At 68.3% G+C, this 14,741-nt stretch carries 14 protein-coding genes; 7 read left to right on the top strand and 7 right to left on the bottom strand.

Annotated elements, in window-relative coordinates:
• The first annotated feature begins 22 nt into the window (after positions 1–22).
• Genes SB816_RS18980 through SB816_RS18950 form a run of 7 tightly spaced genes read left to right on the top strand, consistent with a single transcriptional unit; the run spans position 23 to position 7,018 of the window.
• Positions 23–1,582, top strand: a complete 1,560-nt coding sequence (locus SB816_RS18980; RefSeq protein WP_049075451.1) for a benzoate-CoA ligase family protein — start codon at positions 23–25, stop codon at positions 1,580–1,582.
• Positions 1,579–2,424: an alpha/beta fold hydrolase gene (locus SB816_RS18975; RefSeq protein WP_064528319.1), complete on the top strand. Its 846-nt coding sequence runs from the start codon at positions 1,579–1,581 to the stop codon at positions 2,422–2,424. The genes SB816_RS18980 and SB816_RS18975 overlap by 4 nt, the downstream gene beginning before the upstream one ends.
• Positions 2,425–2,443: 19 nt before the next feature.
• Positions 2,444–3,604, top strand: coding sequence for an ABC transporter substrate-binding protein (locus SB816_RS18970; RefSeq protein ID WP_020926741.1), 1,161 nt, complete (start codon positions 2,444–2,446; stop codon positions 3,602–3,604).
• A 13-nt stretch (positions 3,605–3,617) separates the two neighbouring features.
• Complete coding sequence (locus tag SB816_RS18965; protein ID WP_410547373.1) at positions 3,618–4,499, top strand: branched-chain amino acid ABC transporter permease; 882 nt, start codon at positions 3,618–3,620, stop codon at positions 4,497–4,499.
• A gap of 2 nt (positions 4,500–4,501) precedes the next feature.
• The gene (locus tag SB816_RS18960) at positions 4,502–5,554 is read left to right on the top strand and encodes a branched-chain amino acid ABC transporter permease (RefSeq protein WP_410547372.1); all 1,053 of its coding nucleotides are present in this window, start codon (positions 4,502–4,504) and stop codon (positions 5,552–5,554) included.
• Positions 5,547–6,320, top strand: coding sequence for an ABC transporter ATP-binding protein (locus tag SB816_RS18955; protein ID WP_395501247.1), 774 nt, complete (start codon positions 5,547–5,549; stop codon positions 6,318–6,320). The genes SB816_RS18960 and SB816_RS18955 overlap by 8 nt, the downstream gene beginning before the upstream one ends.
• A complete protein-coding gene (locus SB816_RS18950) occupies positions 6,308–7,018 on the top strand; it encodes an ABC transporter ATP-binding protein (RefSeq protein WP_144655322.1) in 711 nt (236 codons plus the stop codon). Before SB816_RS18955 ends, SB816_RS18950 begins: the two co-directional genes overlap by 13 nt.
• A 39-nt stretch (positions 7,019–7,057) precedes the next feature.
• On the opposite strand, the gene SB816_RS18945 is transcribed toward SB816_RS18950, so the two are convergent.
• The 7 genes from SB816_RS18945 to SB816_RS18915 form a co-directional block, all read right to left on the bottom strand.
• The gene (locus SB816_RS18945) at positions 7,058–8,614 is read right to left on the bottom strand and encodes an acetolactate synthase large subunit (RefSeq protein ID WP_144655323.1); all 1,557 of its coding nucleotides are present in this window, start codon (positions 8,612–8,614) and stop codon (positions 7,058–7,060) included.
• Between the two features lie 191 nt (positions 8,615–8,805).
• The gene (locus SB816_RS18940) at positions 8,806–9,558 is read right to left on the bottom strand and encodes an amino acid ABC transporter ATP-binding protein (protein WP_081273656.1); all 753 of its coding nucleotides are present in this window, start codon (positions 9,556–9,558) and stop codon (positions 8,806–8,808) included.
• A gap of 4 nt (positions 9,559–9,562) precedes the next feature.
• A complete protein-coding gene (locus SB816_RS18935; protein WP_049075464.1) occupies positions 9,563–10,255 on the bottom strand; it encodes an amino acid ABC transporter permease in 693 nt (230 codons plus the stop codon).
• Positions 10,256–10,299: 44 nt separating this feature from the next.
• On the bottom strand, positions 10,300–11,091 hold the full coding sequence (locus SB816_RS18930) for an ABC transporter substrate-binding protein (RefSeq protein WP_064528307.1): 792 nt from the start codon (positions 11,089–11,091) through the stop codon (positions 10,300–10,302).
• Between the two features lie 41 nt (positions 11,092–11,132).
• The gene (locus tag SB816_RS18925; RefSeq protein ID WP_064528353.1) at positions 11,133–12,041 is read right to left on the bottom strand and encodes an arginase family protein; all 909 of its coding nucleotides are present in this window, start codon (positions 12,039–12,041) and stop codon (positions 11,133–11,135) included.
• A 426-nt stretch (positions 12,042–12,467) separates the two neighbouring features.
• Positions 12,468–13,328, bottom strand: a complete 861-nt coding sequence (locus tag SB816_RS18920; RefSeq protein ID WP_054501054.1) for an IclR family transcriptional regulator — start codon at positions 13,326–13,328, stop codon at positions 12,468–12,470.
• Between the two features lie 157 nt (positions 13,329–13,485).
• Positions 13,486–14,508: an amino acid ABC transporter substrate-binding protein gene (locus tag SB816_RS18915; RefSeq protein ID WP_006385546.1), complete on the bottom strand. Its 1,023-nt coding sequence runs from the start codon at positions 14,506–14,508 to the stop codon at positions 13,486–13,488.
• Between the last annotated feature and the right edge of the window lie 233 nt (positions 14,509–14,741).

Raw genomic sequence — 14,741 nt, 5'->3', positions numbered from 1 at the left:
GCCAGGACACCAGGAGACAACCGTGAATGCCTGCCCCGCCGAACTGAACTTCGCCAGCCACCTGGCCGCCTTGAACGCGCCGCGCGCCGCCAAGCTGGCCTACATCGACGACACCCGCCAGCTCACCTACGGCGAACTGGCCGAGCGCGTGGCGCGCATGGCGGGCGCATTGCGCCAGTTGGGGCTGCGGCGCGAGGAACGCATCCTGCTGCTGATGCAGGACACGGCGGACTGGCCGGTGGTGTTCCTGGGCGCGCTGCACGCCGGCGTGGTGCCCGTGGCCGTGAACACCCTGCTGACGCCGGACGATTACGCCTATATCCTCAACCACAGCCGCGTGCGCGCCGCCTTCGTCTCCGAGAGCCTGCTGCCGACCTTGCAGGCCGCGCTGGCGCAGGCGCCCGGCGAGGTCGAACACCTGGTGGTGTCGCGCCCCGCGGCGGCGCTGCCTGCCGGCGCGCACGAACTCGACGCGCTGCTGGCCGCCGCCCCGCTGGCGCCGGCCGCGCGCACGCTGTCCGATGAGATCGCCTTCTGGCTGTATTCGTCGGGCTCCACCGGCAAGCCCAAGGGCGTGGTCCACACCCACGGCAACCTGTGGCACACCGCCGAGCTCTACGCCAAGCCGGTGCTGGGCATCCGCGAGGACGATATTGCGTTCTCGGCCGCCAAGCTGTTCTTCGCCTACGGGCTGGGCAACGGCCTGACCTTTCCGCTGTCGGTGGGCGCCACCGTCGTGCTGATGGCCGAGCGGCCCACGCCGCAGGCCGTGTTCCAGCGCCTGGTGCGGCACCGCCCGACCGTGTTCTACGGCGTGCCGACGCTGTACGCCAGCATGCTGGCCGCGCCCGACCTGCCGCCGCGCGAACAGGTGGCGATGCGCATCTGCACCTCGGCCGGCGAAGCCCTGCCGCGCGATATTGGCGAACGTTTCCAGCGCCATTTCGGCTGTGACATCCTGGACGGCATCGGCTCGACCGAGATGCTGCACATCTTCCTGTCGAACCGCGCCGGCCAGTTGCGCTACGGCACCACCGGCAAGCCGGTGCCCGGCTACGAGGTGCAACTGCGCGACGACAACGGCGCGCCGGTGGCCGCTGGCGCGATTGGCGACCTGTACATCAAGGGCCCGAGCGCGGCGCTGATGTACTGGAACAACCGCGACAAGACGCGCCAGTGCTTCCTGGGGGACTGGCTCAAAAGCGGCGACAAGTACATCTGCGACGCCGACGGCTACTACACCTATGCCGGCCGCAGCGACGACATGATCAAGGTCAGCGGCCAGTACGTGTCGCCGGTGGAAGTGGAGAACGTGCTGGTGCAGCACGAGGCGGTGCTGGAAGCGGCGGTGATCGGCGTGCCGGACCACGACGGGCTGGTCAAGACCAAGGCCTACGTGGTGCTGCGGCCGGGCTACGCGCCGGACGCGAACACCGGCGCCGACCTGCAGCGCTACGTCAAGCAGCACCTGGCGCCCTTCAAGTATCCGCGCCAGATCGACTTCACCGACGAACTGCCCAAGACCGCCACCGGCAAGATCCAGCGATTCCGCCTGCGGCAACTGGAACAGGTCACGCCATGAGCGCCGTGCCCGCCCCCGAGCCCACCGCCCTGGCCGACGTGCGCGCGGCGGGACGCGACCTGCGCCTGGAATACCAGTGGATCGCGGCCGCGCGCCGGGACGCGCCGCTGCTGGTGTTCCTGCACGAAGGGTTGGGGTCCGTGTCGATGTGGAAGGACTGGCCGCGGCAGGCCTGCGCCGCCGCCGGCTGCCGCGGGCTGGTCTATTCGCGCCATGGCTACGGCCGCTCCACGCCGCTGGCCGCGGGCGAAAAGCGCCCGGTCGACTTCATGCACCGCGAGGCCGCCGACGTACTGCCCGCGCTGCTCGCCGCGCTTGGCATCGATGCCAAGCGAGATCGGCCCATCCTGTTCGGCCACAGCGATGGCGGCTCCATCGCGCTGCTCTACGCCGCCATGCACCCCGACGCAGTCGCGGGCGTCGCGGTGGCCGCGCCGCACATCTTCGTCGAGGACCGCACCGTGGCGCATATCGAACAGGCGCGCCAGGCCTACCGCGACACCGACCTGCGCGCGCGGCTGGCGCGCCATCACGAGGATGTCGATTCGGCCTTTCGCGGCTGGAACGACGTCTGGCTGGACCCCGCCTTCCGCCGTTGGAACATCGAGGATCACCTGCCCGCCATCGGTTGCCCCATCCTGGCGATGCAGGGCGTGGACGATGAGTACGGCACGCTCGAACAGATACGCGGCATCCGCCGCGCCGCGCCGCAGACACGGCTGCTGGAGATTCCCGACTGCCGCCACTCGCCGCACAAGGACCAGCCCGCCACCGTAATCCAGGCCATCGCCGGCTTCGTCGGCGCGCTGGACCAACCCGGCCGCCCCAGCGGCAGCCCATGACAAGCACGGAGACACCACCATGACCCACGCCCTGACCCGGGCCGCGCTGAGCGCGGCACTGATGCTGGCCGCAAGCGGCGCCCTGGCCGCCGACAAGCTCAAAGTCGGCTTCATGCTGCCCTACAGCGGCACCTACGCCGCGCTCGGCAACGCCATCGAGAACGGCTTCAAGCTGTATGTGGCGGAACAGGGCGGCAAGCTCGGCGGGCGCGAGATCGAGTACTTCAAGGTGGACGACGAATCCAATCCGTCCAAGGCCGCCGAGAACGCCAACCGCCTGATCAAGCGCGACCAGGTCGACGTGCTGATCGGCACCGTGCACTCGGGCGTGGCGATGGCGCTGGCCAAGGCCGCCAAGGACGCCGACACCACCCTGATCGTGACGAACGCCGGCGCCAACGCCATTACCGGCCCGCTGTGCGGCCCCGGCATTTTCCGCACCTCGTTCACCAACTGGCAGCCGGCCTACGCCATGGGCCCGGTGGCCAAGGCGCGCGGCCACAAGACGGCGGTGACCATCACCTGGAAGTACGCGGCCGGCGACGAGGCCATCGGCGGTTTCAAGGAAGGCTTCGAGCAGGCGGGCGGCAAGGTGGTCAAGGAACTGAGCCTGCCCTTCCCCAACGTCGAATTCCAGTCGCTCCTGACCGAGATCGCCGCGCTCAAGCCCGACATGGTGTTCACCTTCTTCGCCGGCGGCGGCGCGGTCAAGTTCGTGCAGGACTATCACGCGGCCGGCCTGGACAAGACCATCCCGCTGTACGGCTCGGGCTTTCTCACCGACGGCACGCTGCAGGCGCAGGGCGCGTCGGCGCAAGGGCTGCTGACCACGCTGCACTACGCCGACGGCCTGAACACGCCGCGCGACAACGCCTTCCGCGCCGACTACGGCAAGGCCTACAACATGCAGCCCGACGTGTACGCGGTGCAAGGCTACGACGCCGCGCAACTGATGCAGTCGGGGCTGGCGGCGGTCAAGGGCGACTTCGGCAAGAAGGCGGAATTCCGCGAGGCCATGCGCGGCGCCACGGTCGACAGCCCGCGCGGCGCGTTCACGCTGTCCAAGGCCGGCAACCCGGTGCAGGACATCTACCTGCGCCGCGTCGACGGCCTGGAGAACAAGGTGGTCGACGTGGCCGTGCGCAAGCTGGCCGACCCGGCCCGCGGCTGCAAGCTCTAGGAACGGCGGCCCCATGGACCTCGGCATCCTGCTCATCCAGAGCCTGAACGCCTTCCAGTACGGCCTGTTGCTGTTCCTGGTTGCCAGCGGGCTCACGCTGATCTTCGGCATCATGGGGATCATCAACCTGGCGCACGGCAGCTTCTACATGATCGGCGCCTACATGGCGTTCGCGCTGGGGCCGGCGGTGGATCGCTGGCTCGGCGGCGGCTTCGTCGTCACCCTGGCGGTGTGCGTGCTGGCCGCGGCCGCGCTCGGCTATCTGCTGGAGGCGGCGTTCTTCAGCTACCTGTATCGCCGCAACCACCTGCAGCAGGTGCTGATGACCTACGGCCTGATCCTGGTGTTCGAGGAACTGCGCAGCATCCTGGTGGGCAACGACGTGCACGGCGTGCCGCTGCCGTCCTGGCTGCAGGGCAGCATCGCGCTGGGCGATGTGATGACCTACCCGGTGTACCGGCTGTTCATCTCGGCGGTGGGCATCGCGGTGGCGCTGCTGCTGTACTGGGTCATCGCGCGCACGCGGCTCGGCATGATGCTGCGCGCCGGCGCCAGCAACCGCGAGATGACCGGGTCGCTGGGCATCGACGTCAACAAGCTGTACCGGCTTGTGTTCGCCGCCGGCGTGGCGCTGGCGGCGCTGGCCGGCAGCATCGCCGCGCCGGTGTCGTCCGTATATCCCGGCATGGGCAACGGCGTGCTGATCATCTGTTTCGTGGTGGTGGTGATCGGCGGCATCGGTTCGATCCGCGGCGCGTTCCTGGCGGCGATGCTGGTGGGCGTGGTCGAGACCTTCGGCCAGGTGCTGTTCCCCGCCGCCGCAGGCGTGCTGGTGTACGTGCTGATGGCCGCGATTCTGCTGTGCAAGCCCGAAGGGCTGTTCAAACAGGGCTGACCATGAATGTGAATCGACTCCTGCCTGTCGCGACCCTGCTGGCGCTGGCCGCCTTCGCCTGGAGCGGCAGCGACTACTACACCGGCCTGGCCGTGAAGATCATGATCTACGCGGTGTTCGCGCTCAGCCTGCAATTGCTGGTGGGCGGCGCCGGGCTGGTCAGCCTGGGCCATGCGGCGTTCTTCGGCATCGGCGCCTATGCCGCCGCGCTGCTGTCGCCGTCCTCGGAAGCGGCCAGCCTGTGGTGGCTGCTGCCGGCCGCGCTGCTGGCGGCCGCCGCCTACGCCGCGCTGACGGGCGCGCTGGCGCTGCGCACGCGCGGCGTGTACTTCATCATGGTGACGCTGGCCTTCGCGCAGATGGCCTACTACGTGTTCCATGACACCAAGGTCGGCGGCGGCAGCGACGGCATCTACCTGTACTTCCGGCCGCAGGCCAATATCGCAGGCTGGGTGCCCTTCGACCTGGACCAGGGCTATACCTATTATTTCTTCGTGCTGGCCTGCCTGGCGCTGACCTGGGGCTTCCTCGCCCTGCTGCGGCGCTCGCCGTTCGGTGCGGCGCTGGCCGGCATCCGCATCAACGAACAGCGCATGCGGGCGGCCGGCTATTCGACCTATCCGTACAAGCTGGCGGCGTATGTGATCGGCGCCGCGCTGGCGGGGCTGGCCGGCTTCCTGTTCGCGCTCAAGGACGGCTTCGTCACGCCCGAGCTGCTGGCCTGGGAACAATCGGGGCTGGTGCTGCTGATGGTGATCCTGGGCGGCATGGGCAGCCTGGGCGGCGCGGTGCTTGGGACGGCGACGCTGGTGCTGTTGCAGGAACTGTTCCAGTCGCAGGCGCTGTTCGGCGACTACGCGCGCCACTGGCACCTGCCGCTGGGCCTGGCCATCATCGCGCTGGTGGCGCTGCTGCCCGACGGGCTGGCCGGCCTGCCGGCGCAATGGCGCCGGCGCCGGGCGCGCCGGGCCCCTGCCACCGCGGTCGCCTCGGCCGCGTCGGCCGGCGCCGCCAAGCCCCTCCCGCTGCCGATCCAAGGAGAGCCCCATGCCTGATCCCCTGCTGACCGCCGACGCGGTCACCCGGCGCTTCGGCGGCCTGACCGCCGTCAACGGCGTGTCGCTGGCGCTGCGACGCGGCGAAGTGCATGCCGTCATCGGCACCAATGGCGCGGGCAAATCGACCCTGATCAACATCCTGTCCGGCGAACTGGCGCCCAGCAGCGGCCAGGTGTCGCTGGGCGGGCGCGACATCACCGCCTGGGGCCAGCCCGAACGCGCGCGCGCCGGGCTGGGCCGCAGCTACCAGCGCTCGACCCTGTTCCCGGAACTGAGCGTGTTCGAGAACTGCCGGCTGGCGGCGCAGGCGCGGCGCCAGCGCTTCTGGCACTGGTGGCGGCCGGCCTCGGCCTGCGCGGTCAGCGCCGACCTGGCCGCGCAGGCGCTAGAGCGCACCGGCCTGGCGGCCGACGCCATGCAACCGGCGGGGCTGCTGCCGCATGGCCGCAAGCGCCAGCTCGAGATCGCCATGTGCCTGGCCGGCGAACCGCAGGTGCTGTTGCTGGACGAACCGCTGGCGGGCATGGGCCCGGAGGAAACCGACCGCATCCTGGCGCTGCTGCAAACGCTCAAGGCCAACCACGCCATCCTGCTGGTGGAGCACGACATGGACGCGGTGTTCCGCATCGCCGACACCATCACCGTGATGGTCAACGGCAGCAGCATCGCCAGCGGCGACCCGGCGCGGATCCGCGCCAATGCCGAGGTGCGCACCGCCTACCTGGGCGAAGACCTGGACGGAGACTTCACATGCGCGCACTGATCGAAGCCGACGGCCTGCATGTGTACTACGGCGCCAGCCACGTGCTGCGCGGCGTCGGCCTGCGCATCGGGGCGGGCGAGTCCGTGGGACTGGTGGGCCGCAACGGCATGGGCAAGACCACGCTGATCCGCAGCCTGGTGGGCCAGGTGCGCAGCGCACAGGGCCGCGTGGCGGTGCGCGGCGCCGACTGCACCCGCGCCCGGCCGCACGCCATCGCGCAAATGGGCGTGGCCTACGTACCCGAAGGCCGCGGCATCTTCCCCAACCTGAGCGTGCGCGAGAACCTGCTGGTGGCGGCGCGCGCCGGCGAACAGGGGCGGCGCGACTGGACCTATGCGCGGGTGCTGGAGACCTTTCCGCGCCTGACGGAACGGCTGGGCCATGGCGGCCAGCAGTTGTCGGGCGGCGAACAGCAGATGCTGGCGATCGGCCGGGCGTTGATGACCAACCCCGACCTGCTGATCCTGGACGAAGCCACCGAAGGCCTGGCGCCGCTGATCGTGGCCGAGATCTGGAAGATCATCCGGCAGATCCGCGCCACCGGCATGTCGACGCTGATCGTCGACCGCAACTACCGCGCGGTGCTGGCGCACACCGACCGCTGCCTGGTGATGGAAAAGGGCTTGATCGTGCAGGACGGCGACAGCGCGGCGCTGGCCGCCGCGCCGGAACAATTGACGCGCTACCTGGGCGTCTGACCGCCCCGCGCCTGCTCCTTGCCGCGCGGGGCAAAAGCGTCAGATCAACGCTTCGATCAGGAACGGGCCGCGGCGCTTCAGGCCGTCCTGCAAGGCGCGGGCGAAGCCTTCCACGGTATCGACGCTGACCGCCTCCACGCCCATGCCGCGCGCCAGGTGGGTCCAGTCCAGATAGGGCTCTTCCAGGTCGAGCATGCGGCGCGCGTTGCGGCCCGGCTCCTGCACGCCCACGTTCTTCATCTCCCCATGCAGCGTGGCGTAGGAACGGTTGGCCAGGATCACCGTCAGGCAGTCCAGGTTCTCGCGCGCCTGCGTCCACAGCGCCTGCAAGGTGTACATGCCGCTGCCGTCCGCCTGCAGGGTGATGACCTTGCGGTCCGGGCAGGCCACCGCCGCGCCGGCCGCCAGCGGCAGGCCGATGCCGATGGCGCCGCCTGTCAGCATCAGCCAGTCATGCGGCGCGCTGCTGGCGCTGTAGATCGGGAATTCGCGGCCCTGGGTGATGGACTCGTCGCAGACGATGGCGTTGTCGGGCAGGTGGTGCGCCACCAGGATGTTGACGGCGGCGCCGGTCAGCTTGCCGCTGGCCGGCACCTCGTAGGCCGGCGCGGGCGCCGCCAGGCGCGGCGCGTCGGCGGCGATGCCGAGTTCGTCGGCCAGCCATTCCAGCGCGTGCGCCAGGTCCTGCTCGACAGTGGCCAGCACGATCTTCTCGCAATCCTCGGGCGCCAGCAGGCTGGGCTTGCCGGGATAGGCGAAAAAGCCCACCGGGGCCTTGGCGCCGACCAGCACCAGGTGGCGCACGTCCTTGAGCTTGGCCACGGCCAGGTCGATCGGGTACGGCAGCCGGTCCACCGGCGTGCGGTCGCCGCCGCGCTCGATGCGGCGGTTGGAGGTTTCGGACATGAGCCGCACGCCGGTGGCGCGGGCGATGCGGCCGGCGGCCTTGAGCGCGCGTTCGCGCAGCGCGGTGCTGCCCAGCAGCAGCGTGGTGGTTTCGCCGGAGCGGATCGCCTTGGCGGCGGCGCGCACCGCCTCGATGGTGGTGTGCGGCACGGCCTCGTCGACCACCTTGGCCACGGCGGTGTCGGCCGGCAGCTCGGTCCAGGCGGAGTTGGCCGGCAGGATCAGGGTGGCGATGTTGCCCGGATGGCGGCGCGCCACGGCAATGGCCTCGGCGGCGTCGGCCGACATCGATTCGGCCGACATGCCGCGCTTGACCCAGTGCGACATGGGACGCGCCACGCCTTCGACGTCGCTGGTCAGCGGCGCGTCGTATTGCACATGATAGGTGGCATGGTCGCCGACGATGTTGACCATCGGCGTGCGCGCGCGCTTGGCGTTGTGCAGGTTGGCCAGGCCGTTGCCCAGGCCCGGCCCCAGGTGCAGCAGCGTGGCGGCCGGCTTGTCGGCCATGCGCGCGTAGCCATCGGCCGCGCCCGTCACCACGCCTTCGAACAGGCCCAGCACGCAGCGCATCTTCGGTTTGCGATCCAGCGCCGCGACGAAGTGCATCTCGGACGTGCCCGGGTTGGCAAAGCAGACGTCCACATCATTGGCCAGAAGGGTATCGCAAAGACTATCAGCGCCGTTCATCGTGTTTCCCTGGTTGTTTTACGTAGGCTCGTGCCGGCGGCGGCGCGCCGGCCCGATTTGGCATGATAGGTAGCGTAGCGCAAACCGGGTAGAGCCATTTGCGCGGCTCGGCATGGAACCATTCCCCAGGTTCCGGCAACCGGAATTCAGGCCGCCGCCCCCAACGCTGTCCCGCCAGGAGAAGGCCGCGCCTACGCCAGGATCTGTCCCAGAAAAGCCTGCGCCCGCTCCGAACGCGGCGCCCGGAAAAAGTTGTCCGGCGTGTCGGTCTCGACGATCGCGCCCTGGTCCATGAACACCACCCGGTCGCCCACCTCGCGCGCAAAGCCCATCTCGTGGGTCACACAGACCATCGTCATGCCGTCGCGCGCCAGCGCCACCATGGTGTCCAGCACTTCCTTGACCATCTCCGGATCGAGCGCCGAGGTCGGCTCATCGAACAGCATGATCTTGGGCTGCATGCACAGCGCGCGGGCAATCGCCACGCGCTGCTTCTGGCCGCCGGACAGTTGGCCCGGATACTTGGCGGCGTGCTGCGGGATCCTGACGCGCTCCAGATACTGCATGGCGCGGCTTTCCGCCTCCGCCGACGCCACGCCCTTGACCAGCATCGGCGCCAGCGTGCAGTTTTCCAGCACCGTCAGGTGCGGGAACAGGTTGAAGTGCTGGAACACCATGCCCACCTCGGCGCGGATGCGTTCGATGTTGCCGACGTCGTCGTTCAGCTCGATGCCGTCGACCACGATCGTGCCCTGCTGGTGTTCCTCCAGCCGGTTCAGCAACCGGATGGTGGTGGACTTGCCTGAGCCGGACGGGCCGCACAGGATCAGCTTTTCACCGGGCCGCACCTCCAGGTCCAGCCCGTCCAGCACCTTGAAGTCGCCATACCATTTGGAGACGCCCCGCATCGTGATGATCGGCGCCAAGTCGTTCAATCCGTCCATCGCGTCAGGCCTTGGAAATGTCGTGGTTGTCGCCGGCGCCGCTCCAGTAGCCCGGCACGGTCAGGCGCTTTTCCGAGCGGCGGAACAGGTAGGCCAGCACGCTGCACAGGGCGAAATAAATGACGCCCACCATGGTGTAGACCGTCAGCGCCTGGAAGGTGGCGCCCGCCAGCATCTCGCCGGCGCGCATCAACTCATACACGCTGATCACCGCCACCAGCGAGGTCTCCTTGACCAGCACCAGCGCGTAGTTGCCCAGCGCGGGGAATATGGTGCGCAGCGCCTGCGGCAGCACGATGCGCTGCAGCCGCTGCGTGCGCCGCAACCCCAGCGCCCGCGCCGCTTCGTACTGGCCCGCGTCCACCGACTGGATGCCGCTGCGGAACAGCTCGGCCAGGTAGGCGCCGAAGTTCAGCGTCAGCCCCAGCACGCCGGCCACGAAGCCGTTGATCACCACGCCCAGCTCCGGCAGGCCGTAGTAGATGTAGAACAGTTGCAGCAGCAGCGGCGTGCCGCGGATGATGTCGATGTAGACGCGGGCCGCGCGGCTGACCAGCGGCCGCCGCGACAGGCGGCACAGGCACACCACCAGGCCCAGCGCCACCGCCAGGAAAGCCGAACAGAAAAACAGCGCCAGGGTCCAGAGCGTGCCCTCGGCCAGGGGACTCAGGTACATGCGCAACGTGGCGAGATCCAATGCTTGCTCCTTAACTCGTGCTGCTTATCCGCGCGGCGGCGGCATTACTTGCTGAGCAGGTCGGATACGCCCCACTTCTGCCCGATCGCGGCCAGTTCGCCGTTGCGCTTCATCTCGGCCAGCGCGGCGTTGACGGCCTCCAGCAGCGCCGTATTGCCCTTCTGCACCGCCATGCCCACCTGCCACTTGCGCTGCGGCTGGTAGCCGGTGTCCAGCTTCACGCCGGGGATGTTCTTGGTCTTGATCTGGTAGATGATGCTGGGCGGATCGACGATGCCCAGATCGACGCGGCCGGCGCGCACATCGGCCAGCAGCGTGGAATAGTCCTGGTAGGTCGATACCTTGGTGCCCGGCATGTCCTTGATCATGTTGAACTGCACCGAGTCCACCAGCACGCCGACCTTCTGGCCCTGCATGTCCTCGAATTTGGCGTAGCGGCGGGTGGCCTTGTCGCTGACCACGATGCCCTCGCCCCATTCGTACACGGGCGCCGAGAAGTCGATGGCGCGGGCCCGCTCCTCGGTGATGAACAACGGCGCCGACATCAGATCGGCGCGCCCCGAGGTCAGCGTCGGGATCAGGCCCGAGAACGGCACGTCGGTGAGCTTGTCGGCCACGCCCAGATGCTTGCCGACCGCGGCGGCCACGTCCACCATGATGCCTTCGAGCCGGTTCGACTTCGGGTTCTTGAAACCGTGCGGCGGCGCGGACGCGGTGGTGACCACGTTCAAGGTCTTGTCGGCGCGCACCTCGTCGAGCGTGCGCGCCACGCTGGCGCCGGCCTGGGCCAGCAGCGCGGCCGAAGCCAGGCCGAGCAGGATGGATTTGAGTTTCATGCAATTCCCCTTGTATGAAATGGATGCCGCAATGCGCCGGTTCAGTCCGGGCGTCCTTGCGGGTACTGCCGTACCGCCACCGCCGCCAGCGCGCAGAACTCCTGCATGACGGTGGCGGCCAGGAACGCCGTGGCGCCCTGCACGTCCTGCGGCGGCGAAACGGTGTTCACGTCGAACGCCACGAAATTCAGGCCCGCCAGTTGGCGCAACAGGCCCAGCCCTTCCTTGGGCGACAGGCCGCCCCACTCCGGCGTGCAGACGCCGGGAGCGCAGGACGGGTCGAAGATGTCCATGTCGAAGCACAGGTACACCGGCCGCTCGCCGATCTGCTGCTTGATGGCGTCGAGCGCGCCCTTCTGGTCCTGGTCGAACTCGTCGAAGGGCACGATGGTGTAGCCGACCTCGCGGCCGAACTCGATGACGCCCGGCATGAACGAACTGCCGCGCGTGCCCACGTGGAAGCTGCGGCGCACGTCCAGCAGGCCTTCCTCGGCGGCGCGGGTGAAGGTGGTGGCCGTGTTGTAGCCGGGGATCGGGTAGGTGTCGGTGTGCGAATCGAAATGCAGCACCACGAAGTCAGGATGACGTTGGGCCACGGCGCGCAACTGCGGCAGCGTCACGGCGCCGTCGCCGCCCATCGAGATCGGGATGGCGCCCGCATCGAGGATGGCGCCGATGCCCGCCTCGATCAACGGATACGAGGCGTCGGGATCGCCGGGATGGCAGGCCACGTTGCCGACGTCGATGGCGCGCAGGAACTCGGGCGGATTGTCGATGCCGTGGCGGCGGAAGATGTCCACCGGCCGCAGCAGGCGCGACTGTTCGCGGATCGCGTCCGGCCCCTGCCGCGAACCGACCCGGAACGGATGCGTGCCGCAGTCGAACGGGATGCCCACGACACAGGCGCGCGCGGCGCCGCTCCCGGCGGCGCGGGCCGGCGGCAGGCCCATGAATCCCGACACGGGATGAAAGCGGACTTCGGCGGACGACGGCACGGCGCGGCTCCTTGGCGACAGGCGGCAAGCTTGTGGCAGAGTGAAAATTTAGATTTGCACAAATCGCTATGCGATACGATCGTGTCAAAAATAGATTAACGTGCGTGCGGGTATGCCGCCAATTAGGGAATTTCCCTTGATCGGCGAATTAATACCCGATTGAGATAGTAAGGAATTAACAGGGGGGGGGCGCCCCAGGGCGGTGCGTCGCCGACGCCTCAAGTTGGCCGGTCGAGGGGCTGCCTCAAGGTGATATCTTCCGTCGACGCCTCAAGTCCCGCCTCAATTTGGCGCGTCGCGCTGGCGCTCCAAATTGGCGTCTCATGTCGTCGCGTCTTCGTCGCCCCGAACATCCGCGTTCGCGGTCGGGCCTGGCCCCGATCAGGCCTCGTCGTCGCCCAAGGGCGCGCCCCGCAACGCGCCGCCCGGCGGTTCGAGTTCATAAAACGGATGCGAGCGTCCCAAGGTGCGAGAGGCGCTGATGGCGTGAGCCGTCTCCACCACCTGCGGCCCGAACACGGCCTGCGCCTGTTCGAACGACCAGCGGCTGGATGGCACCGAGACGTTGACGGCGCCCAGCGGCGTGCCGCCCGCATCCAGTACCGCCGCGCTGACAGTGATGTCGCCTGGATAGAACTCGCCATTGGAACGCGCGTAGCCATGGCGGCGCGCGAACTCCAGTTCGGCCAGCAACGCATCCAGCTCGGTGATGGTGGCCGCGGTGTACGCCTTGCGGTCGCAGCGTTCCAGCAAGCCGCGCGCCACCGCCGGATCCAGCCGCGCCAGCACCGCGCGGCCGGCAGCCGTGCAATACAGCGGCAAGCGCATGCCCACCGGCATGTTGACGAACATTTCCTTATGGGTCGCAAAGCGCGCCACGTAGACCATGTCCAACCCGTCAGGCTCGGCCAGGCTGCACGTTTCCTGGCAGTTGCGATTGAGCGTGTGCAGGAACGGATTGCCGCCCAGCACCAGCGGGCTGGTCTGCACGTATTTCATGCCCAATTCCAGCGACCACGGCCCCAGCGAGAATTTCTTGCTGGCCGGGTCCTTGCGCAAATAGCCCAGCGTCCACAAGGTGTGCGTGAACCGCTGTACCGAACTCTTGCTCAGGCCGGTGGCCTCGGCGAGTTCCGGCAGCGTCATCGCCGGCCGGCCTTCGCTGAAGGCCCGCAGCACGGAAACGCCGCGCGCCAGCGCGGCGATGAACAAGGGGGAATCCTCGGGTCGGGTCTGCGTCATGGCGCGGGATGCGTCCGGTGGAAAAAGCGCATAGCGTACCGCATAACGGTTCGATCATATCGCTCAACGATCCAACGCTCTGCGCGGCCGCGCAGGCGGCATGCCGGAAACAAAACGGCCCGCGCAAGGCGGGCCGTTCGTGCTCAGGTCACCGCAATCAGCGGATCGGCCACGGGTACATCGCGCCGCCCTTGCTCCACAGCGCGTTGGTGCCGCGTTGCAGGCCCAGCTTGCTGTCCTTGCCGACGTTGCGCTCGAACACTTCGCTGTAGTTGCCCACGGCCTTGATGGCGTTGTAGGCCCACTTTTCATCCAGGCCCATGTTCTTGCCGGCGCCCGGCGTCACGCCCAGGATGCGCGAGATGTTGGGGTTGTTGCTCTTAAGCATCTCGTCCACGTTCTTCTGCGTGATGCCGTATTCCTCGGCTTCCAGCAGCGCGAACAGCGTCCACCGGACGATGCCCAGCCAGTTCTCGTCGCCCTGGCGCACCATGGGGCCGAGCGGCTCCTTGGAGAAGCGTTCCGGCAGGATCTCGTAGTCGTCCGGCTTGGCGACCTGCGTGGCGCGCACGGCGGCCAACTGCGAGGCATCGTCGGTGAAGGCATCGCAACGGCCCGACTCGAAGGCGCGCACGACTTCGGTGACCTTGTCGATCACGACCGGCTTGAATTCGATGTTGTTGGCGCGGAACCAGTCGGCCAGGTTCAGTTCGGTGGTGGTGCCCGGCTGCACGCAGACGGTGGCGCCGTTCAGTTCCTTGGCGCTTTTCACGCCCAGCTTCTTGTTCACCAGGATGCCCTGGCCGTCATAGAAGCTGGCGGCCACGGCCGACAGGCCCAGCGAGGTGTCGCGGGTCTGCGTCAGCGTGACGGTGCGCAGCAGCACGTCGACTTCGCCCGATTGCAGCGCGGTAAAGCGTTGCTGGGTCGACAGCGCGGTGCCCTTGAATTTGGTCGGGTCGCCGAACACGGCGGCGGCGACGGCGCGGCAGATGTCCACGTCCATGCCTTCCCATTCGCCCTTGCTGTTGGTGGCCGAGAAGCCCGAGACGCCGTCGGTCAGGCCGCACTGCACGTACCCCTTCTTCTTGACCGCATCCAGCGTGGGGCCGGCCACCGCCGCCTGGGATGCGCACGCCAGGGCAAGCGCGCCGGCAGCAAACGAAATCAACCGCTTCATTATTGCTTCTCCTGAATTAGATGCCCCGCGCCGTCCTGTAGGCCCGTCGCGGCTGAAACCAAGCCCATGCTTTGCGGGCCGGCCGCCAGATTACGCGATGTCCACGGCGTGAACAACGCGCGGAGGCCTAGTGGAAACCCGAGTAGAAAGTCGTTGGCGAAATGCCCTCCAAGTCCGGTGATCGAACTTTATTGACGGGCCCGCGGGGCGGATCGCTGGACCCTGCGTGCCAT

The organism is Achromobacter sp. SIMBA_011 (assembly GCF_046535435.1).
In the GTDB taxonomy this organism is placed as follows: domain Bacteria; phylum Pseudomonadota; class Gammaproteobacteria; order Burkholderiales; family Burkholderiaceae_B; genus Achromobacter; species Achromobacter dolens.
This window is presented reverse-complemented; position numbering and strand designations above follow the sequence as displayed.

Excerpts from the sequence above, each read along its gene's own strand:
- SB816_RS18975 (WP_064528319.1), top strand. The coding sequence starts at position 1,579 with ATGAGCGCCGTGCCCGCCCCCGAGCCCACCGCCCTGGCCGACGTGCGC.
- SB816_RS18970 (WP_020926741.1), top strand. The coding sequence starts at position 2,444 with ATGACCCACGCCCTGACCCGGGCCGCGCTGAGCGCGGCACTGATGCTG.
- SB816_RS18965 (WP_410547373.1), top strand. The coding sequence starts at position 3,618 with ATGGACCTCGGCATCCTGCTCATCCAGAGCCTGAACGCCTTCCAGTAC.
- SB816_RS18960 (WP_410547372.1), top strand. The coding sequence starts at position 4,502 with ATGAATGTGAATCGACTCCTGCCTGTCGCGACCCTGCTGGCGCTGGCC.
- SB816_RS18955 (WP_395501247.1), top strand. The coding sequence starts at position 5,547 with ATGCCTGATCCCCTGCTGACCGCCGACGCGGTCACCCGGCGCTTCGGC.
- SB816_RS18950 (WP_144655322.1), top strand. The coding sequence starts at position 6,308 with ATGCGCGCACTGATCGAAGCCGACGGCCTGCATGTGTACTACGGCGCC.
- SB816_RS18945 (WP_144655323.1), bottom strand. The coding sequence starts at position 8,614 with ATGAACGGCGCTGATAGTCTTTGCGATACCCTTCTGGCCAATGATGTG.
- SB816_RS18940 (WP_081273656.1), bottom strand. The coding sequence starts at position 9,558 with ATGGACGGATTGAACGACTTGGCGCCGATCATCACGATGCGGGGCGTC.
- SB816_RS18930 (WP_064528307.1), bottom strand. The coding sequence starts at position 11,091 with ATGAAACTCAAATCCATCCTGCTCGGCCTGGCTTCGGCCGCGCTGCTG.
- SB816_RS18925 (WP_064528353.1), bottom strand. The coding sequence starts at position 12,041 with ATGGGCCTGCCGCCGGCCCGCGCCGCCGGGAGCGGCGCCGCGCGCGCC.
- SB816_RS18920 (WP_054501054.1), bottom strand. The coding sequence starts at position 13,328 with ATGACGCAGACCCGACCCGAGGATTCCCCCTTGTTCATCGCCGCGCTG.
- SB816_RS18915 (WP_006385546.1), bottom strand. The coding sequence starts at position 14,508 with ATGAAGCGGTTGATTTCGTTTGCTGCCGGCGCGCTTGCCCTGGCGTGC.